The sequence below is a fragment of the Pseudomonas sp. NPDC087612 genome (assembly GCF_044743505.1).
Taxonomy (GTDB): Bacteria; Pseudomonadota; Gammaproteobacteria; order Pseudomonadales; family Pseudomonadaceae; genus Aquipseudomonas.
In genome coordinates, this window is the sequence record NZ_JBIUWO010000011.1 from 87,946 (window position 1) to 107,472 (window position 19,527).

General features: G+C 63.8%; 19 protein-coding genes. 12 read left to right on the top strand and 7 right to left on the bottom strand.

Annotated features, from left to right (window positions below; translation table 11 throughout):
* Positions 1 to 44 precede the first annotated feature (44 nt).
* On the bottom strand, positions 45 to 1,493 hold the full coding sequence (eat, locus tag ACIOVF_RS22175) for an ethanolamine permease (RefSeq protein ID WP_045199911.1): 1,449 nt from the start codon (positions 1,491 to 1,493) through the stop codon (positions 45 to 47).
* A gap of 110 nt (positions 1,494 to 1,603) precedes the next feature.
* A complete protein-coding gene (locus ACIOVF_RS22180; RefSeq protein ID WP_045199909.1) occupies positions 1,604 to 3,124 on the bottom strand; it encodes an aldehyde dehydrogenase family protein in 1,521 nt (506 codons plus the stop codon).
* A gap of 266 nt (positions 3,125 to 3,390) precedes the next feature.
* Here ACIOVF_RS22180 and ACIOVF_RS22185 point away from each other — a divergent pair, with 266 nt between their 5' ends.
* The 4 genes from ACIOVF_RS22185 to ACIOVF_RS22200 all read left to right on the top strand — a co-directional run bounded on the left by ACIOVF_RS22185 (position 3,391) and on the right by ACIOVF_RS22200 (position 7,639).
* Positions 3,391 to 5,313 (top strand): sigma-54-dependent Fis family transcriptional regulator, encoded by a 1,923-nt coding sequence (locus tag ACIOVF_RS22185; protein ID WP_401292502.1) that lies wholly within the window; start codon positions 3,391 to 3,393, stop codon positions 5,311 to 5,313.
* 66 nt (positions 5,314 to 5,379) lie between these two features.
* The gene (gene mpl, locus ACIOVF_RS22190; protein WP_195885117.1) at positions 5,380 to 6,729 is read left to right on the top strand and encodes a UDP-N-acetylmuramate:L-alanyl-gamma-D-glutamyl-meso-diaminopimelate ligase; all 1,350 of its coding nucleotides are present in this window, start codon (positions 5,380 to 5,382) and stop codon (positions 6,727 to 6,729) included.
* Positions 6,726 to 7,355 carry a flavin prenyltransferase UbiX gene (ubiX, locus tag ACIOVF_RS22195; protein ID WP_045199899.1) on the top strand — a complete coding sequence of 210 codons (630 nt, stop codon included), beginning with the start codon at positions 6,726 to 6,728 and terminating at the stop codon, positions 7,353 to 7,355. The genes mpl and ubiX overlap by 4 nt, the downstream gene beginning before the upstream one ends.
* Entirely contained in the window at positions 7,352 to 7,639 is a 288-nt protein-coding gene (locus ACIOVF_RS22200; RefSeq protein WP_093379169.1) for a YceK/YidQ family lipoprotein, read from the top strand. Before ubiX ends, ACIOVF_RS22200 begins: the two co-directional genes overlap by 4 nt.
* Positions 7,640 to 7,706: 67 nt before the next feature.
* On the opposite strand, the gene ACIOVF_RS22205 is transcribed toward ACIOVF_RS22200, so the two are convergent.
* The 3 genes from ACIOVF_RS22205 to ACIOVF_RS22215 form a co-directional block, all read right to left on the bottom strand.
* Positions 7,707 to 8,348 (bottom strand): oxidoreductase, encoded by a 642-nt coding sequence (locus ACIOVF_RS22205; RefSeq protein WP_045199893.1) that lies wholly within the window; start codon positions 8,346 to 8,348, stop codon positions 7,707 to 7,709.
* Between the two features lie 26 nt (positions 8,349 to 8,374).
* Complete coding sequence (locus ACIOVF_RS22210) at positions 8,375 to 10,108, bottom strand: C13 family peptidase (protein ID WP_401292507.1); 1,734 nt, start codon at positions 10,106 to 10,108, stop codon at positions 8,375 to 8,377.
* Between the two features lie 88 nt (positions 10,109 to 10,196).
* The gene (locus ACIOVF_RS22215; protein ID WP_045199890.1) at positions 10,197 to 10,652 is read right to left on the bottom strand and encodes a MaoC family dehydratase; all 456 of its coding nucleotides are present in this window, start codon (positions 10,650 to 10,652) and stop codon (positions 10,197 to 10,199) included.
* 158 nt (positions 10,653 to 10,810) lie between these two features.
* Between ACIOVF_RS22215 and ACIOVF_RS22220 the strand changes: the two genes are divergently transcribed.
* Genes ACIOVF_RS22220 through ACIOVF_RS22230 form a run of 3 tightly spaced genes read left to right on the top strand, consistent with a single transcriptional unit; the run spans position 10,811 to position 12,486 of the window.
* Entirely contained in the window at positions 10,811 to 11,173 is a 363-nt protein-coding gene (locus ACIOVF_RS22220; RefSeq protein ID WP_045199889.1) for a CidA/LrgA family protein, read from the top strand.
* On the top strand, positions 11,170 to 11,886 hold the full coding sequence (locus ACIOVF_RS22225) for an LrgB family protein (protein ID WP_045199887.1): 717 nt from the start codon (positions 11,170 to 11,172) through the stop codon (positions 11,884 to 11,886). The genes ACIOVF_RS22220 and ACIOVF_RS22225 overlap by 4 nt, the downstream gene beginning before the upstream one ends.
* A gap of 9 nt (positions 11,887 to 11,895) precedes the next feature.
* Positions 11,896 to 12,486 carry an LON peptidase substrate-binding domain-containing protein gene (locus ACIOVF_RS22230; RefSeq protein WP_093379175.1) on the top strand — a complete coding sequence of 197 codons (591 nt, stop codon included), beginning with the start codon at positions 11,896 to 11,898 and terminating at the stop codon, positions 12,484 to 12,486.
* A 4-nt stretch (positions 12,487 to 12,490) separates the two neighbouring features.
* Here ACIOVF_RS22230 and ACIOVF_RS22235 read toward each other — a convergent pair whose 3' ends face one another.
* Positions 12,491 to 13,807, bottom strand: coding sequence for a bifunctional DedA family/phosphatase PAP2 family protein (locus tag ACIOVF_RS22235; RefSeq protein ID WP_045199883.1), 1,317 nt, complete (start codon positions 13,805 to 13,807; stop codon positions 12,491 to 12,493).
* A gap of 4 nt (positions 13,808 to 13,811) precedes the next feature.
* The gene (locus ACIOVF_RS22240) at positions 13,812 to 14,504 is read right to left on the bottom strand and encodes a DNA-3-methyladenine glycosylase (RefSeq protein ID WP_401292513.1); all 693 of its coding nucleotides are present in this window, start codon (positions 14,502 to 14,504) and stop codon (positions 13,812 to 13,814) included.
* A 184-nt stretch (positions 14,505 to 14,688) separates the two neighbouring features.
* On the opposite strand from ACIOVF_RS22240, the gene ACIOVF_RS22245 reads away from it, so the two are divergent.
* Genes ACIOVF_RS22245 through mrdA form a run of 5 tightly spaced genes read left to right on the top strand, consistent with a single transcriptional unit; the run spans position 14,689 to position 19,502 of the window.
* Positions 14,689 to 15,960 carry a glutamate-5-semialdehyde dehydrogenase gene (locus ACIOVF_RS22245; RefSeq protein WP_123565115.1) on the top strand — a complete coding sequence of 424 codons (1,272 nt, stop codon included), beginning with the start codon at positions 14,689 to 14,691 and terminating at the stop codon, positions 15,958 to 15,960.
* A gap of 37 nt (positions 15,961 to 15,997) precedes the next feature.
* Positions 15,998 to 16,648 carry a nicotinate-nucleotide adenylyltransferase gene (gene nadD, locus ACIOVF_RS22250; protein WP_050990013.1) on the top strand — a complete coding sequence of 217 codons (651 nt, stop codon included), beginning with the start codon at positions 15,998 to 16,000 and terminating at the stop codon, positions 16,646 to 16,648.
* 45 nt (positions 16,649 to 16,693) lie between these two features.
* Complete coding sequence (rsfS, locus tag ACIOVF_RS22255) at positions 16,694 to 17,119, top strand: ribosome silencing factor (protein WP_045199877.1); 426 nt, start codon at positions 16,694 to 16,696, stop codon at positions 17,117 to 17,119.
* Positions 17,120 to 17,128: 9 nt separating this feature from the next.
* Positions 17,129 to 17,596 (top strand): 23S rRNA (pseudouridine(1915)-N(3))-methyltransferase RlmH, encoded by a 468-nt coding sequence (gene rlmH / locus ACIOVF_RS22260; RefSeq protein WP_045199875.1) that lies wholly within the window; start codon positions 17,129 to 17,131, stop codon positions 17,594 to 17,596.
* Between the two features lie 16 nt (positions 17,597 to 17,612).
* Positions 17,613 to 19,502 (top strand): penicillin-binding protein 2, encoded by a 1,890-nt coding sequence (mrdA, locus tag ACIOVF_RS22265; protein WP_045199872.1) that lies wholly within the window; start codon positions 17,613 to 17,615, stop codon positions 19,500 to 19,502.
* Positions 19,503 to 19,527 lie beyond the last annotated feature (25 nt).

The following is a 19,527-nucleotide window of genomic DNA, read 5'->3' on the forward strand; positions in this document are numbered from 1 at the left end:
CTCCAGAACGCCGCAGGGCTGGCCTGCGGCGTAGGTGGCGTTGATCAGTGCAGGGCCTCTTCGGCCTTCTGGATCGCGGCGAATTCTTCTTCCGGGGTCCCGGCGACCAGGTGGTGCCGGCTGTAGAAAGCAAAGTAGGCAATCAATACCGCATAAATCGCCGCGGCGCCAATCACTACCCGTGGGTCGACCAGAAAGCCGGCCACCACCGCGATGCAGGCCAGCACCAGGGCCACGCCCGAAGTGAAGATGCCGCCCGGGGTGCGATACGGCCGCTCCATTTTTGGCCGACGGATGCGCAGGGTGATGTGCGCGGCCATCATCAGTACATAAGACAGCGTAGCGCCGAACACCGCGACCAGGATCAGCAGGTCGCCCTGGCCGGTCAGCGACAGGCCAAAGCCGATGATCCCGGGGATCACCAGGGCCAGTACCGGCGCTTTGCTCTTGTTGGTTTCCGAGAGCTTGCGTGGCAAGTAGCCGGCACGCGACAAAGCAAAAATCTGCCGCGAATAGGCGTAGATAATCGAGAAAAAGCTGGCGATCAGGCCGGCCAGGCCCACCAGGTTGACGAAACCGCCCATCCAGGTCGAACCGCCGTAGGCTTTCGACAGCGCCTCCACCAACGGGTTACCGGAGGCTTTGAGCGCCTCGGCACCGGCACCACCCGGGCCGACCACCAGGATCAGCAGGGCAAAGGCCAGCAACACCAGCATGGCGCCGATCAGGCCGCGGGGCAGGTCGCGCTTGGGGTTCTTGGTTTCTTCGGCAGCCAGCGGCACACCTTCGACGGCGAGGAAGAACCAGATCGCGTAAGGGATCGCCGCCCATACCCCGACATAGCCGAACGGCAGGAAGCTGCTGGCGCCGACGGCGTCGGTCTGGGCGATGTCGAACAGGTTGTTGACGTCGAAGTGCGGCACCATCGCCACCAGGAACACGCCCAGGGCAATGGCGGCCACGGCGGTGATGATGAACATCAGCTTGAGCGCTTCACCGACCCCAAAAATGTGGATGCCGATGAAGATGATGTAGAAGGCCAGGTAGATCATCCAGCCGCCAATGCCGAACAGCGACTGGCAGTAGGCGCCGATGAACACGGCAATGGCCGCCGGGGCAATCGCGTATTCGATGAGGATCGCCGTGCCGGTGAGAAACCCGCCCCAGGGCCCGAAGGCGCTGCGGGCAAAACCGTAGCCACCACCGGCGGTAGGGATCATCGACGACAGCTCGGCCAGCGAGAAGCACATGCACAGGTACATGGTCGCCATCAGCAAGGTGGCGAGGAACATGCCGCCCCAGCCACCCTGGGCCAGGCCGAAGTTCCAGCCGGCATAGTCGCCGGAAATCACGTAAGCGACGCCCAGGCCCACCAGCAATACCCAGCCGGCGGCGCCCTTTTTCAGTTCACGTTGTTGGAAATAGTCGGAGCCGACTTTTTCGAAGTCGACAGAAGAGCCTGCCGGCACGCTGCCGGTATGATCGCTTGGCATAGGATTCACCTGTTGTTTTTATCAATACCGGCGGGTGCCGGTTTGTCTGGTGATGGTCTTGCAGGAAGCGAGCCAGCGCGGCCCCGGTTCGAAGCCGCGCTGTATCTCGTTTAGAAGAAGCCCAGCGGGTTGATGTCGTAGCTGACCAGCAGGTTTTTGGTTTGCTGGTAGTGATCGAGCATCATCTTGTGGGTTTCACGGCCGACGCCGGACTTTTTGTAGCCACCGAACGCGGCGTGGGCCGGGTACAGGTGGTAGCAGTTGGTCCAGACGCGACCGGCCTTGATGCCGCGGCCCATGCGGTAGGCGCGGTTGATGTCGCGGGTCCAGACTCCGGCGCCGAGGCCGAACTCGGTGTCGTTGGCAATCGCCAGGGCTTCGGCTTCGTCCTTGAAGGTGGTGACGCTCACCACCGGGCCAAAGATTTCTTCCTGGAACACGCGCATCTGGTTGGTGCCCTTGAGCAGGGTCGGCTGGATGTAATAGCCGGTCGACAGGCTGCCTTCGAGTTTTTCCACCTTGCCGCCGGTGAGCAGTTCGGCGCCTTCCTTCTCGGCGATTTCCAGGTACGAGAGGATCTTGTCGAACTGTTGCTCGGAGGCCTGGGCGCCGACCATGGTGTCGGTGTCCAGCGGGTCGCCGCGCTTGATCTGCTTGATCTTCTTCATCACCTCTTGCATGAACGCCGGGTAGATCGACTCCTGCACCAGTGCTCGCGATGGGCAGGTGCACACTTCGCCCTGGTTGAAGAATGCCAGCACCAGGCCTTCGGCGGCTTTCTCGATGAAGCTCTGCTCGGCCTGCATGATGTCTTCGAAGAAGATGTTCGGCGACTTGCCGCCCAGTTCGACGGTTGACGGAATGATGTTCTCGGCGGCGCATTTCATGATGTGCGAACCGACCGGGGTAGAACCGGTAAAGGCGATCTTGGCGATGCGCTTGCTGGTGGCCAGGGCTTCACCGGCTTCGCGGCCATAACCTTGCACCACGTTGAGCACGCCAGGCGGCAGCAGGTCGCCGATCACCTCCAGCAGTACGCTGATGCCCAGCGGGGTTTGCTCGGCCGGCTTGAGTACCACGCAGTTGCCGGCGGCCAGTGCCGGGGCGAGTTTCCACGCGGCCATCAGGATCGGGAAGTTCCACGGGATGATCTGGCCGACCACACCCAGTGGTTCATGGATGTGGTAGGCAACGGTGTTGCCGTCGATTTCGGCGGCGCTGCCTTCCTGGGCGCGCAGGCAACCGGCGAAGTAGCGGAAATGGTCGGCAGCCAGCGGGATGTCAGCGTTGAGGGTTTCGCGGATGGCCTTGCCGTTGTCCCAGGTTTCGGTGATGGCCAGCAGTTCGAGGTTCTGTTCGATACGGTCGGCGATTTTCAGCAGGATCAGCGAACGTGCCTGCACCGAGGTTGTGCCCCAGGCATCAGCGGCGGCGTGGGCGGCATCCAGGGCTTTTTCGATGTCTTCGGCAGTCGAGCGGGGGAATTCGGCGATCAGTTGGCCGTTCACCGGCGAGGTGTTTTCGAAGTACTGGCCTTTGACTGGGGCAACGAACTCGCCACCGATGTAGTTCCCGTAACGGCTCTTGAAGGAAACCTTGGCGCCTTCGGTACCGGGATGTGCATAACGCATGATGTTTCTCCTGGCTATTGTGCTTGTTGGGGAGGATGTAAAGCATAGAGCAAGGGTTGGGCCAGTGTGGCCGACCCCAGTTAAATCAAGGGCTTGGCAGGTTTTTACGCAGGTGCAGGCAGGGCGCTGTAGCAGCGCCGGTACAGCCTGGGTGACACTTTGTACCGTTGCTGACACAAAGCGTGACCCAGCGGTCAAGCCAGCATTGCATTGCGCCGACGGGTGGAGGATGCTGGGCTTATCTCGTCTGCGGAGAACAATAAAAAGTGCAGAGCAATCACCTTAGCCGGCATGCCCGGCAAGTCCTCACCGTGACCCAGGGCAAGGCCCTGGCACAGGGCCCCGGCAGCGATCCGTCGATTGCCCGTTCCTGGCTGCGTTGCCTTGAGGACTATCACCTGGATCCGGCCCAGAGCATGGCCCCGACCGTGCTCGAGCACGGCCGCGTGCTGGAAAGCCGCGAGCGCTTGCAGCAGGTACTGCAGATCGCCGGCAACGAGATGAACAGCCTGCACCAGCAGCTTTCCGGTGCCGGCCATGCGGTGCTGCTCACCGATGCCCGCGGGGTCATCCTCAATTGCGTCACCGCGCCTACCGAACGGCGCATCTTCGAGCGCGCCGGGCTGTGGCTGGGTGCCGACTGGAGCGAGGCACGTGAAGGTACCAACGGCATCGGCACCTGCCTGGTCGAGCGCCAGGCGGTAACCATCCACCAGGATGAGCACTTTCGTGGCCGTCATACCGGCCTGACCTGCTCGGCCAGCCCGGTGTTCGACCCGCACGGCGAGTTGCTGGCGGTGCTCGATGTCTCGTCTGCCCGCGCTGATGTTTCGCGCCAGAGCCAGTTTCACACCATGGCGCTGGTCAACCTCTCGGCGAAGATGATCGAGAGCAGCTATTTTTTGCGCTATTTCGATAACCAGTTCCTCCTGCGCTTTCATCTGCAGGCCGAATCGGTAGGAATGTTCAGCGAAGGGCTGCTGGCTTTTGATGGCGACGGGCGGATCTGCGCGGTCAACCAGAGCGCCTTGAACCTGCTGGGCACCATCCGTGGCGGTGTGCTCGGCAAGCCTGTGGATATGTTCTTCGATTGTGCCCAGGACGAGCTGTTCAGCCGCGCCACTGCCCAAGCCAACACCAGTTGGCCATTACGCACCCGCGATGGCCGGGTATTGTTCGCCAGTCTGCGCGGCCAGGTGCGTTCGCTGCCGCCGGCAGCGGCGCCGTTTGTTGCCCCGGCGAAAACCTCGCAGCCCGGTGGTATCTGCCTGGTCGATCCGGCCCTGCAGAACGATTTTCGCCGGGCCGTTCGTGTGTTCGAACGCGATGTGCCATTGCTGCTGCGCGGCGAGACCGGCTGCGGCAAGGAGGCCTTCGCCAAAGCCGTGCACCAGGCCAGCCAACGCAGCAGCAAGGCGTTTGTTGCCCTCAACTGTGCGTCGATCCCCGAGAGCCTGATCGAGAGCGAGTTGTTCGGCTATCGCGGCGGCAGTTTTACCGGGGCGCGCAAAGAGGGCATGCGCGGCAAGCTGCAGCAGGCCGACGGTGGCACGCTATTGCTGGACGAGATCGGCGACATGCCGCTGGCCCTGCAGACCCGTTTGCTCCGGGTGCTGGAAGACCGCATGGTGGTGCCCATCGGCGGCGAACCGCAGGCTGTCAACGTGCGCATCATCAGCGCCAGCCACCGCAACTTGCTCGAGCGGGTCGAGGATGGCAGTTTCCGCGAAGACCTTTACTACCGTCTCAACGGCCTGGAAATCGATCTGCCGGCCTTGCGCGAGCGCAGCGACAAGTCGCAGTTGCTCGACTTCATCCTGGCCGAAGAGGCCGGTGAGCAAAGCGTAAGCCTGGACCCTGCGGCGCGCCGGGCGTTGCTCGACTTCGCCTGGCCGGGCAACGTGCGCCAGCTGCGCAACGTCCTGCGTACCTTGGTGGCGCTGAGCGAAGAGGGGCACATCGAGTTTGCCGACCTGCCGGCGGTCGTTCGCCAGCCGCCGACACTTGTCAAAAGCTCCTCACCTGTGGATAACCCCGCGCCGCTGCTGGACAGCGCCGAGCGCAACGCCTTGCTGGCAGTGCTGGAGCAGCAGCGCTGGCACATGACCCATGTCGCCGCGCAGTTGGGGGTTAGCCGTAATACCTTGTATCGAAAACTTCGCAAACACGGCATCGCCCGGGACGCCTGAGCGAAACACAGGATGCGATTTGTCGCGCCCTAGGCTACCCTGCCTCGACGTTTTGCGAGGTCGATCATGCACATTCATATTCTCGGTATTTGCGGCACTTTCATGGGTTCGCTGGCCGTGCTGGCCAAGGAGCTTGGCCATCGGGTCACCGGCTCCGATGCCAACGTCTACCCACCGATGAGCACCCAGCTTGAAGCCCAGGGCATCGAACTGACCCAGGGCTATGACGCCGCCCAACTGGACCCGGCGCCCGACCTGGTGGTGATCGGCAACGCCCTGTCGCGGGGCAACCCGGCAGTCGAGTACGTACTGAACAAGGGCCTGCCCTACGTGTCGGGCCCGCAGTGGCTGGCCGACCACGTGCTGCAAGGCCGCTGGGTGCTGGCGGTTGCCGGCACCCATGGCAAGACCACCACCAGCAGCATGCTTGCCTGGGTGCTGGAGCACGCCGGCATGAGCCCGGGCTTCCTGATCGGCGGCGTGCCGCAGAATTTCTCGGTCTCGGCGCGCCTGGGCGGCACGCCGTTCTTCGTGGTCGAGGCCGACGAATATGACAGCGCCTTCTTCGACAAGCGCTCGAAGTTCGTGCACTACCGTCCCCGTACCGCGATCCTCAATAACCTTGAGTTCGATCATGCGGATATCTTCCCTGACCTGGCCGCCATCGAGCGACAGTTCCACCACTTGGTGCGAACCATTCCAAGCGAAGGCCTGGTGATCCATCCGACCACCGAGCCGGCCCTTGAGCGCGTGATCAAGATGGGCTGCTGGACGCCGGTGCAGACCACCGGTGAAGGCGGGCAGTGGCAGGTCAAACTGCTCAGCGCCGACGGTTCGCGTTTCGAAGTCAGCTTCGAAGGCGCAACCCAGGGCGTGGTCGAGTGGGAGCTGACCGGGCAGCACAACGTCGCCAACGCCCTGGCTACTTTGGCGGCGGCGCGTCATGTCGGCGTGGTGCCGGCCATGGGTATTGCCGCATTGAGCGCGTTCAAGAGCGTCAAGCGGCGGATGGAAAAGGTCGCTGAAGTACAGGGCGTGACCATCTATGACGACTTCGCTCACCACCCGACCGCTATCGCCACCACCCTCGATGGCTTGCGCAAACGCATCGGCGATGCTCCGCTGATTGCCGTGATCGAGCCGCGCTCCAACTCGATGAAGCTCGGCGCCCACCGTGATGGCCTGCCCGAGAGCGTCAACGATGCCGACCAGGTGATCTGGTACGCACCGCCGAACCTGGGCTGGGACCTGGCCGCCACCGCCGCCGAATGCAAGGTGCCGGCAGTGGTGGCCGACAGCCTTGAAGCGATCATCGAACGGGTCAAGAGCCAGGCCAAGCCCGGCACCCAGGTGGTGATCATGAGCAATGGCGGCTTCGGCGGCCTGCACGGCAAGTTGGCCGAGGCGCTGAAATGAGCGGGCCGGAACGCATCACCCTGGCCATGACCGGGGCTTCGGGGGCGCAGTATGGGCTGCGCCTGCTCGATTGCCTGGTGCGCGAAGACCGCGAGGTGCATTTTCTGATCTCCAAGGCCGCGCAACTGGTGATGGCCACCGAGACTGATGTGTTGCTGCCGGCCAAACCGCAAGCCATGCAAGCCTTCCTCACCGAGTACACCGGCGCTGCCGCTGGGCAGATCCGCGTGTATGGCAAGGAAGACTGGATGTCGCCGGTCGCCTCGGGCTCCGGCGCGCCGGCGGCGATGGTGGTGGTGCCGTGCTCGACCGGGACCTTGTCGGCGATTGCCACCGGCGCCTGCAACAATCTGATCGAGCGGGCTGCAGACGTGACCCTGAAGGAGCGTCGGCAGTTGATCCTGGTGCCGCGTGAGGCACCGTTCTCGACCATCCACCTGGAGAACATGCTCAAGCTGTCGAACATGGGCGCGGTGATCCTGCCGGCGGCGCCGGGCTTTTATCATCAGCCGCAGACCATCGACGACCTGATCGACTTTGTTGTCGCACGGATCCTCAACCTGCTGAACATTCCCCAGGACATGCTGCCGCGTTGGGGCGAGCATCATCTGGGCGCGGATGAATGAAGCGCCTGCTGGGCGTGATGCTGCTGTGCGTGATGGCTAGCGGTTGCGCCAGTGTGCGCACCCTGGATGCGGCCAAGCCGGGGGCGCCGGTGGTGTATGCCGGTACGCGCCTGGATCTGTATGCGTTGCAGGGCGGTTGTTGCGCCATTGACCGCTTTGGCGCCGAGGCGCCGAAGTATCCCGGGCTGGACCTGCCGGGCAGTGCCTTGCTTGATACCGTACTGCTGCCGCTGTCGGTATTGACCGCGCTGGGAATTGGCTTTCAGGCGACGGGCGGGTTGTAGCGGCTGGCCTGATCGCGGGGCAAGCCCGCTCCCACACACTCTGTGGGAGGGGGTTGCCCCGCGATTGCTACTTGCCCAACCGGCGCAATTCATCCGACTCGACAATCCGGATCCCGTCCTGCTCTTCCAGCGCCAAACGCCACAGCGCCCTGGCCAGTTGGCAGGCCTCGATGCCCCGGTACTTGCCCGGGATCAGCTTCGACAGCGGCCCGGCCAAGCGTTCCGACATCCGCGGTTCGATGCGGTCACCCAGCAGCAGCGAAGGCCGGGCGATGGTCAGTTGCGGCCAGTCCTGGGCCTTCAATGCGGCCTCCATTTCGCCTTTGACCCGGTTGTAGAAGATCGGCGATCTGCGGTCGGCGCCCAGGGCGCTGACCACCAGCAGGTGCCGCGCGCCCATCTCCCGGGCGCGCTTGCCGAAGGCGACGACCATGTCCAGGTCGACCGCGCGAAAGGCCGGCTCGGACCCTGCCTGCTTGATCGTGGTGCCCAGGCAGCAGAAGGCGATGTCGACGCGACCTGCCAGTTGCGGGAGGAACACCGCCGGGTCACCCACCGGGTTTTCCAGGTGCGGGTGTTCGGCCAGTGGGCGACGGGTGGGGGCCAATACGCGGCTGACGGTGGGCTCGTTGAGCAGCCGATCAAGTAAGTGTTCACCGGTAAGACCGGTGGCTCCGGCAAGCAGGATGTGCTGAGGCGTCAAGTACATGATGTCTCTCCCTTGATACAGTCAGCTTAGTGGTTGCCAGCATTTTTTGCATGCTCGGCCTGTTGCTTGCCCGCATCACTTTGCAAGGCTTTGCGCGCTTGTTGCTGGCGCAGGCGCTGCCAGTGATCGAGTACGCCCTTGGGTGCCCAGATCTGCGGCTCGGAGGCATCGAAGCCTTCAATGGCCTCGCGCTCGGAGACGCTGGCGCTGGCCCGCTCGAAGGCCTGCTGCAGGTCGTCGGTCTGGTTCAGGGCCTGGGCGAACAGGGCGTCGCCAAAGTAGGTGAAGTCGGCTTCTTCGGAGCAGCCGAACGACACCCGGTCGGCGCGCGAGGCGGTCATGATCAGGGTCCGCTCGTCTTTGAGCGGGGCGATATAGCCGCCTGAATAACAGGCCGAGATGACAATGATCTTGTCGCGGTCTTTCAAGGGCGCCAGGGTCGTGGCCAGGGCATCGGCGGGCAGGTCTGCCAGTTGCAGGCGCGGCTGGTCGAGTACCAGTTCGTGCTCGTGGCTGCCGTGGCTGGTCAGGTAGATGAACACCAGGTCTTCCGGGCCGCTGCGTTCGGCCAGGGTGCGCACGGCGCGGGCAAGGTTCTCGCGGGTGGCCATGGGCCGGTCGCTGAGGTGGTCGCGGTGGTTGACCAGGCTGATCTGGCCGACCGCGCCAAAGCGGCTCTTGAGCATGTTGCTGACGTAATCGGCCTCGCGCAGGAACACGCTCTGTTTGCCATCGCCCCCCAGGGCCAGGCTGTAGAGTTCGATGTCCGGGGTCGAGGCCGGCACCTTGGCCAGCGCTTGGTCGAGCAGGCCGCCCTGGTTGAGCAGCGCCAGTTCCAGCGGGTCGGGCAGCAGTTTGCCGTGCTCGTCGCGCACGCGCTGGCCATTGAGCCACTGGCCGCTTTCATTGCGCCCGTCGAGCAGGGTCAGGCGGCCGTTGCCCTGGTAGGTGTCGTTCTCGAAGCCGCCGACATAGACACTGCCGTCCGGCAACTGCAGGCGCCCGTTACCGGAAAACCGCCAGTCGCGAAAATAACCCTTGTAGTGGCTGCCGTCGCTGCCGATCAGCTCGCCCTTGCCGCTGAGCGAGCCGTCCTTGAACTGGCCGATCCACACGTCACCATCAGTGTTTTCGTAACGGCCGCGGCCTTCCAGGCGGTTGTCATGGAAGGCACCGATGTACTGGTCGCCTTCGGCGCTGTTGAAGGTACCGCTGCCTTCGAGCTGGCCGTTGACGAAACGGCCGCTGAACTGGTTGCCGCTGGCGTCGCTGCGGATGCCTTCGCCATTGGGTTTGCCGCGGGCGAACAGGCCCTGGTACTGGCTGCCGTCAGCCAGTTCGAGATGGCCGGCGCCGTGGTACTGGTCGTCCTTGAACTGGCCACGGTAAAGCAGGCCGGGTTCCCTGAGGGTGCCTTCGCCGTCGCGGCGGCCGAGCTTGAACCCACCGGTGTAGCTGCTGCCCGGTGTTTTCAGGGTGCCCAGACCGTGGAACAGGCCCTGCTGGAACCCGCCGCGGTAGACCTCGCCATTGCTACCATGCCATTCACCTTTGCCATGCCACTGGCCATTGAGGAAGTTGCCCTTGTACCAACTGCCGTTGGGGTAGTCGATGCGCCCGGCACCTTGCAGCAGGCCGTCGACCACCTCGCCCCGATAGCGGCCGCCATCGGGCAGGCGTGCATCGGGCGGCGACAGGGGTTCGCCGTCACCGCAAGCGGCCAGTAGCAGGGTCAGGGCAAGGGGAACGAGTGGGCGCATGGCGGGGTCCGGACAAGTGAGGCCCCGAGTATGCCGTAGAACGCGGGGGGTGAAACAGTCGCCAGGACGGTTTCACCCAGTGCCTGGCTCAGATGAAGCAGAGCGACAGCGGTTCGGCGATGTAGGCAGGTTTTTCCTGGCCTTCGATTTCCAGGGTGGCGGTGACCTTGAGCAGCCACTGTCCGGGTTTCTTCTCGGTCACCTCGGCCAGATCGACCTTGAGCCGCACCTTGCTGTCGACTTTCACCGGCTGGATGAAACGCACGCTGTCCAGGCCATAGTTGACGGCCATTTTCAGGCCTTCAGGCACAACCAGAATGCCTTCCATCAACTTGGGGATCAGCGACAGGGTGAGAAAACCGTGAGCGATGGTGCTGCCAAATGGCGTTTTTGCCGCCTTGTCCGGGTCGACATGGATGAACTGAAAGTCGCCGGTCGCCTCGGCAAACAGGTTGATGCGCTGTTGATCGATGGTCAGCCATTCGGAACGTCCCAGTTCCTTTCCAACGTACTGCGAAAGCTCTGCAACAGGTACATAGGGCATTGTGACTCTCCAGATTGTCTTTGGTTTTGTTATGACTTCGGCAGATTCGAAAGTCTAAGATCAGCACGCCTGCAGGAAGTGGTCAAGTCGGCGAAGATCGGCTTATAGCCCGGTCGTTAGCGTGCTTATAATGGCCGCCAGGCCTCAAGGAGATGCTTATGCTGTTGCGTGGTTTGACCTGGCTGGTGCTGTTCCAGTTGCTCGGAACGGCGATCAATCACCTGGTGGTGCCGATCCTCCCCGGGCCGATCATCGGCCTGCTGTTGCTGCTGGTGTACCTGATGCTGCGTGGCGAGGTGGGCGCGCCCCTGAGCGAGGCGGCCAACAGCCTGCTGCGCTACTTACCACTGCTGCTGGTGCCGCCGGCGGTGGGGGTAATGGTCTATGCCGCGGATATCGCCGCCGACTTCTGGGCCATCGTCGGCGCCCTGGTGCTGTCGGCGCTGCTCACCCTGGTGTTCGTCGGCGTGCTGATGCACAAGCTGATGGCCCGCCAGGGCAGCCATGAGGAGCAGCCATGAGCCTGGACTGGAGCGGCGCCGTCAACGCCGTCATTCACCATCCGCTGTTTGGCATCGGCATCACCCTGGGCGCCTACCAGCTGGTGCTGGCGGCCTACGAGAAAACCCGCTGGATCTTCCTGCAGCCGGTGCTGGTGTCGATGCTGGTAGTCATTGGCGTACTGCTGGGCTGTGGCCTGACTTACAGCGAATATCGCAAAAGCACCGAGATCATGAACATCCTCCTGGGCCCGGCGACCGTGGCCCTGGCGGTGCCGCTCTATCTCAACCTGCGGCGCATTCGCCAGCTGTTCTGGCCGACCTTTACTACGCTGGTAATCGGAGGGGTGTTCGCCACCGGCGCCTGCCTGTTGCTGGGCTGGTGGTTTGGCGCCGAGCACATGATCCTGATGACCATGGCGCCAAAATCGGTGACCTCGCCGATTGCCATGCTGGTGGCCGAGCAGATCGGCGGCGTGGCCGCGCTGGCAGCGGTGTTCGTGTTGATCACCGGGGTGATCGGGGCGATTTTCGGCCCGGCGCTGCTGTCGCGTTGTGGTGTGCACAGCCCTGAAGCGCGCGGCATGGCTTTAGGCGTGACTGCGCATGCGGTTGGTACTTCGGTAGCGCTGCAGGAAAGTGAAGAATGCGGGGCCTTCGCGGCCCTGGCGATGAGCCTGATGGGGGTTGCCACGGCGGTATTCCTGCCACTGGCGGTTAGCCTGGTTGCTTGAGGAGTTGCAATGACGTTACCCCTGTTTCCGCTCAATACCGTGCTGTTCCCGGGCTGCTTTCTCGATCTGCAGATCTTTGAGGCGCGTTACCTGGACATGATTGGTCGCATCATGAAGCAGGGCGGCGGTTTTGGCGTGGTGTGCATCCTTGAGGGCGAGCAGGTTGGCGCTGCGCCCAGCGGTTTCTCGCAGGTTGGCTGCGAGGCGCTGATTCGCGATTTTCAGCAGCAGGACAACGGCCTGCTGGGGATTCGGGTCGAAGGCACCCGGCGCTTTCGTGTCGGGCCGTTCGAGGTGCAGAAGGACCAGTTGCTGGTCGCTGATGTGTCGTGGCTGCCGGAGCTTGCCGACGAGCCGCTGGAAGATGACCATCACGACTTGCTGGCGCTGCTGCAAGCCCTGGGCGAGCACCCGATGGTCGAGGCGCTGGGCATGCCGGTGACGGTGCAAGGCCAGCAGGCCCTGGCCAACCAGCTCGCCTACCTGTTGCCGTTCGTTGAAGAAGACAAACTCGACCTGCTGGCCATCGACTCACCGCACAAGCGCCTGGAGGCTATCCAGGCGCTGCTTGACCGGCTGCAAGGCGAGCTGTTCGCCTGATGCCTCAGTACTGGTAGCGCAGCAAGGCGTGCGGCAGCGAGTGCAGGGCGAAGAACGCCAGCAGGGCGACGCAGGCCGGCAGGATCAGCCACCAGACCCGTAGCGGCAGGGCGGTGAGCGGTTGCCGGTATTGGGTCAGGGTCAGGCTGGTAGCGCACACGCAGCAGGCGAGCATGGCGCCGGCGAGGATGTCGGTCGGCCAGTGCGCCCCCAGGTACACCCGTGACAGCGCGATCGCCAGTGCCGGAATGCAACCCAGCATGATCCAGGTCAGGCGCATGCGCGGCGGCTGCCCGCGCCCGGCCAGCACCGCCAGTACCAGGAAGAACGCAAACGACGCCGAGCTGTGGCCGCTGGGCATGCTGTAGGTGGTCAGCGGATCAGTGAGTACCTCCGGGCGCGCCCGGGCAAACAGCCACTTGAGGCTGCCATTGGCCAGGGCCGTGCCGATCAGGGTGCTGCCGGCGAAAATCGCCGGGCGCCACTGGCGGGCCAGCAATAACAGGCCGGTGAGCAGGCCGCCGAGGAAGAACTGGGTTCTGAAATCGCCGAGGCGGGTGATCAGCACCACCGTGCCGTCGATGGCGCGGCTGCGGTTCTCCTGGATCAGGGTCATCAGGCCCTGGTCGAACTGGGTCAGGTATGGCCAGCCGAGAAACAGCCCGGTCAGGGCCAGCAAGCTCATCCCGGCAATCAGCCGGGTGCCGCGGCGCATGCTGCGCAGGCTGCTGTTGATGCTCAGGCCGACCAGCACCGCCAGGCCGCCCATCACTACCCCAGCCTGTGGCCAGAAGCCTTCCGGCAACGGCAGGCGCATGGCCGCGCCGGTTGCCCAGCCCGGCAGCAGGTAAGCCACTGCCCAACCGGCCCCGGCCAGCAGGCTGACGGCGATAAAACGCGGCAGCGGCATGTCGAACATGCCGGCGACCATGGGCAGCATCGGCCGCAGCGGGCCGATGAAGCGCCCGACTAGCAGGCTGGCGATACCATAGCGCTGAAAGTAGGTTTCGGCGCTGCCGATCCATTCCGGATGGTGGCGCAGCAGCGGCAAGCGGCGGATGTTCTGGTGAAAGCGCCGGCCTAAGGTGTAGGAGATCGCGTCGCCGAGCAAACCACCGGCAAAGCCCAGCAACAGGGTTTCGCCCAGGCTCAAGGCACCGCTGCCGGCCAGTACCGCGACGGCGAACAGCAAAACGGTGCCGGGGACGATAATCCCGGCAATCGCCAGGCATTCCACGCAGGCCACCAGAAAAATCGCTAATCCCAGCCACTGCGGGTTGGCGCTGAGCCAGGTGGTCAGGCTGTCGAGCCATGGGCCCATCGTGTCAGTTTCCTTGTGTCAGTAAAAAGTAGTCCCGGCCTTCGACTTGGCCCCGGCGCAGCGGGTTCCGTGTGCAATGGCGGGTAAAGTCGGCGTCGACGAAACGGTAGGGCAGATGTTCATCGCGGCCGTGGGGAATCCCCAAGCGGGTGGTCTGGATAATTTGTTTCACTTTGATACCGCAGTCCTCGACAAACAACTGCTCGGCATCAAAGCGTTTGCCGTCCCAGTGCGGCACTTTCAGGCCCAGGGCCTTGCACAGCAGGGTCTGGCCGGCGCACAGGCGTTCGGGCGGGCGCGCCTGGCCGCTGGCGTCAGGGTTGTTCAGTTGCATCTGTGCCAGGCTGTTGTCATCCGACAAGGCATCGACGAAGGGGTAGGCCGATTTGATCAACACCGCATTGCCCGGCCCGTGGGCGCTGAAGTTCAGCGAGTCGCCGCCGCGGGCGTAATACATGTAGATGTGCCCGCCGTCGAGGAACAGCGCCCGGCGTTTTTCGGTGTAGCCGAGCGAAGCGTGGCTGCCCTTGTCGCTGAGGTAGTAGGCCTCGGTCTCGATAATCCGTGCCGCCAGCCAGTACGGGCCGTGGCGGTGGCGGATGACCTTGCCCAGCAGGGCCCTGGCCAATTCGCCAGCGTCGCGGTCGAAGAAGCTGTCGGGCAGGGCCTTGGGCGGGCAGGGGGCGGAGTCTGGCATGCGGGCAGGTTCGCGGGTGGACAGGTGGGCGATGATAGCAATTTCTGTCTTAACCAACCCTGAATGGCCATTATGAAGCGAGGGGCCGGCACTCTTTTCGACCATCCGCCTGTCACCGCTGGGCGTGGGGCCACACGACAGTTATAATCATCCGATTTTCCCCTTCGCCAAGACCACTGAGCCCATGACTGAGTCCGTTCTTGACTACATGACCCGCCTGGGTCGCGCTGCCCGCGCGGCGTCGCGCGTGATCGGCCGTGCCAGCACTGCGCAAAAGAACCGCGCCCTGCAAGCCGCCGCCAACGCCCTGGACGCTGCCCGCGCCGAGCTGACCGCCGCCAACGAGCTGGACCTCGCTGCTGGCCGCGCCAATGGCCTGGAAGCGGCCATGCTCGAGCGCCTGGCGCTGACCCCGGCACGCATCGACGGCATGATCGTCGGCCTGCGCCAGGTGGCCAGCCTGCCGGACCCGGTCGGCGCGATCCGCGACATGAGCTACCGGCCATCGGGTATCCAGGTCGGCAAGATGCGCGTGCCGCTGGGGGTGATCGGCATCATTTACGAATCGCGTCCGAACGTGACCATCGACGCTGCCAGCCTGTGCCTGAAGTCGGGCAACGCCACCATCCTGCGCGGCGGCTCCGAAGCCATCCATTCCAACCGCGCCATTGCCGCCTGCATCCAGCGCGGCCTGGCCGAGGCCGGCTTGCCGGCGGCTGTGGTGCAAGTGGTCGAAACCACCGATCGCGAGGCGGTCGGCGCATTGATCAGCATGCCGGAGTTCGTCGACGTCATCGTGCCGCGTGGCGGCAAGGGCCTGATCGAGCGCATCAGCCGCGACGCGCGGGTGCCGGTGATCAAGCACCTCGATGGTATCTGCCACGTCTATGTGGCTGAGCACGCCGAGCTGGACAAGGCCCGGCGCATCGCCTTCAACGCCAAGACCTACCGCTACGGCATCTGCGGGGCGATGGAAACCCTGCTGGTCGATCAGTCGGTCGCGGCCGAGTTCCTGCCGGAAATGGCCCGACAATTTCGGGAAAAAGGCGTCGAATTGCGCGGTTGTGAGCGCACGCTGAAAATCATCGAGGCGCTGCCGGCGACCGAAGCGGACTGGAACACCGAATACCTCGCGGCGATTCTGTCGATCCGCGTAGTGGACGGTCTGGACCAGGCCATCGAGCACATCAATCGCTATGGCTCGCACCATACCGATTCCATCGTTACCGAACACCAGGCGCAGGCTCGCCAGTTCATGGCCGAGGTCGATTCGTCCTCGGTAATGATCAACACCCCGACCTGCTTTGCCGACGGTTTCGAGTACGGTCTGGGCGCGGAGATCGGGATTTCCACCGACAAGCTGCACGCCCGTGGCCCGGTTGGCCTGGAAGGCCTGACCTGCGAAAAATACGTGGTGATCGGCGACGGTCAGCTGCGCGGACAGGAGTCGCTCTGACTTGGCCGAGCGCAAACCGCTCGCCCCAGTCTCGACGATGTCGCCCGCCCGGCGCATCGGCGTGCTCGGCGGGACTTTCGACCCGGTGCACATCGGACACCTGCGCAGTGCGCTGGAGGTCGCCGAAGTGCTGGCGCTCGACGAGCTGCGGCTGATGCCCAACGCCCGCCCGCCGCACCGTGATACGCCGCAAGTGTCGGCCCAGGACCGGCTGGCGATGGTCCAGTGCGCGGTTCAGGGCGTGCCTACGCTGTCGGTCGATGCCCGCGAACTGGCCCGTGACAAGCCGTCGTACACCATCGAAACGCTGGAACTGATGCGTGCTGAAATGGCCGCCTCGGAGCAACTGTTTCTGCTGCTGGGCTGGGACGCGTTCTGCGGCCTGCCCAGTTGGCACCGTTGGGAAGAATTGCTGCAACACTGTCACATCCTGGTGCTGCAACGCCCGGATGCCGACGTCGAGCCGCCGGATGCCTTGCGCAACCTGCTGGCCGCACGTTCGGTCAGTGATCCGCAGGCCCTTGAAGGGCCTGCCGGGAATATTGCATTCGTCTGGCAGACGCCGCTTGCGGTGTCAGCCACGCAGATCCGACAGCTGCTGGCCAGCGGCAAGTCGGTGCGGTTTCTGGTGCCGGACGCAGTACTGGCCTACATCGATGCGCACAACCTTTACCGTGCGCCGAACTGAGGGTGCTGAGAAGCGCCTCATACTATTGAGTTGAATGAGTTTTATATGACCAAGCAAAAACACAACGTCAGCGCCGAAGAGCTGGTCGAACTGACCAAGTCCGCCCTGGAAGACGTCAAGGCCCAGGACATCCAGGTTATCGACGTAAAAGAAAAGCACAGCCTGACCGACTACATGATCATCGCCACCGGTACCTCCAACCGCCAGATCAGCGCGATGCTGGAAAAGGTCCGTGAGCAGGTCAAGGCCAAGGGCGTGCAGCCGTTGGGCGAAGAAGGCAAGGGCGACAGCGACTGGGTACTGCTGGACCTGAATGATGTCATCGTCCACATGATGACTGCCGCTGCCCGTCAGTTCTACGACCTTGAGCGTCTGTGGATGGGTGCCGAGCAGAGCCGTGCCGCCGATGGCAAGCACCACAGCCCGGAAAACACCCACGACTTTGCAGACAAGCTGAAAGATCGGGAATAAGGAAGGCTCGTGCGTCTGCGTCTGATCGCGGTCGGCTCGCGCATGCCCAAGTGGGTCGAGGACGGTTGGCATGAATATGCCAAGCGCCTGCCCGCGGAGCTGTCGCTGGAGCTGGTGGAAATACCGCTCAATACCCGGGGCAAGAATGCCGACGTCGCCCGCCTGATCCGTCAGGAGGGTGAGGCCATGCTTGCCAAGGTCCAGCCAGGGGAACGGATTGTCACCCTGGAGGTCCATGGCAAGCCCTGGAGTACCGAGCAACTGGCGGTCGAGCTGGACCGCTGGCGGCTGGATTCGCGTACCGTCAACTTCATGGTCGGCGGCCCCGAAGGGCTGGCGCCGGAAGTCTGTGCGCGGGCCGAGCAGCGCTGGTCGCTGTCGCCGCTGACACTGCCCCACCCGTTGGTAAGGATACTGATCGGCGAACAGCTGTACCGCGCCTGGACCGTATTGTCCGGGCACCCCTACCACAAATAAGCCTTAAGCCTTTTCAATGTCGCAGCCGATTCGCCTCAAGGATCACGAGAAAGACGCCCGTCTGGTGCGTAGCCGCGTCGTGGTCGGTGCAGTGGCGATCGTCCTGCTGATTTGCGTGTTGATCGCCCGCCTGTATTACCTGCAGGTGATCCAGTACGACTATCACTCGACCCTGTCGGAAAATAACCGGGTGCATGTGCAGCCGATTCCGCCGACTCGCGGGCTGATCTTCGACCGCAACGGGGTGATCGTCGCCGATAACCGGCCAAGCTTCAGCCTGACCATGACCCGTGAGCGCTCCGGCGACTGGCAGCAGGTACTCGATGTGATCGTCGAGGTGCTCGAGCTGACCCCGGACGACCGCACCCTGTTTGAAAAGCGCATGCGCCAGGGCCGCCGGCCGTTCGAGCCGGTGCCGATCCTGTTCGAGCTGACCGAAGAACAGATCGCCCGGGTTGCGGTGAACCAGTTCCGCCTGCCCGGCGTCGAGGTGGTCGCGCAGCTGGTGCGCCATTACCCGCAGGGAGCGCACTTTGCTCACTCGGTCGGTTATGTCGGGCGGATCAACGAGAAAGAGCTGAAGACCCTCGACCCGGTCAACTACAGCGGCACCCACCATATCGGCAAGACCGGCATCGAGCGCTTCTACGAGCCGGAACTGCACGGCCAGGTGGGTTACGAAGAAGTTGAGACCAACGCCCGTGGCCGGGTATTGCGGGTGCTCAAGCGCACCGACCCGATCCCCGGCAAAGACATCGTCCTGAGCCTCGACATCAAGCTGCAGGAAGCTGCCGAGGCCGCGCTGGGCGGGCGCCGCGGCGCCATTGTCGCACTCGACCCAAATACCGGCGAAGTACTGGCGATGGTCAGCCAGCCAAGCTTCGACCCCAACCCGTTCGTCACCGGCATCAGCTTCAAGGCCTATGCCGAGCTGCGCGATTCGATCGACCGGCCGCTGTTCAACCGCGTGCTGCGCGGCCTGTACCCGCCGGGTTCGACCATCAAGCCGGCAGTGGCCATCGCCGGCCTCGACAGTGGTGTGGTCACCGCCAGCAGCCGGGTGTTCGACCCGGGCTTCTACCAGTTGCCCAACTATGACCACAAGTACCGCAACTGGAACCGCAGCGGCGACGGCTGGGTCGACCTCGACCTGGCGATCATGCGCTCCAACGACACCTACTTCTACGACCTGGCGCACAAGATGGGCATCGACCGTCTGTCCAGCTACATGAACAAGTTCGGCCTCGGGCAGAAAGTCTCCCTCGACATGTTCGAGGAGTCCGCCGGCCTGATGCCGACTCGCGAATGGAAGCGCGCCACCCGCCGCCAGGCCTGGTTCCCGGGCGAGACGCTGATCCTCGGTATCGGCCAGGGCTACATGCAGACCACGCCGCTGCAGATGGCCCAGGCCATCGCCCTGATCGCCAGCAAGGGCAAGTGGAACCGTCCGCACCTGGCCAAGACCATCGAAGGCCAGCCACCGGTGGACGAGAACCCGATGGAAGACATCGTCTTGCGTGACAAGTCCGACTGGGCCAGGGTCACCCATGGCATGGAGCAGGTGATGCACAACGCCCGCGGTACCGCCCGCGCCGCCGCCGCCGGTGCCCAGTACCGGATTGCCGGCAAGAGTGGTACCGCCCAGGTGGTAGCGATCAAGCAGGGCGAGAAGTACGACCGCAACAAGGTTCAGGAACGCCACCGCGACCACGCCCTGTTCGTCGGCTTCGCCCCGGCAGAGAACCCGAAGATCGTGGTTTCGGTGATGATCGAAAACGGCGAAGCGGGTGGCCGCGTCGCGGCGCCGGTGATGCGTCAGGTAATGGACGCCTGGTTGCTCGACGAGCATGGCCGGCTCAAATCCGAGTTCGCTCCCGCCACCGTCGTTCAGGAATCGGCCCAGTGAAGAACAATTTCGATCGCATGCTTTC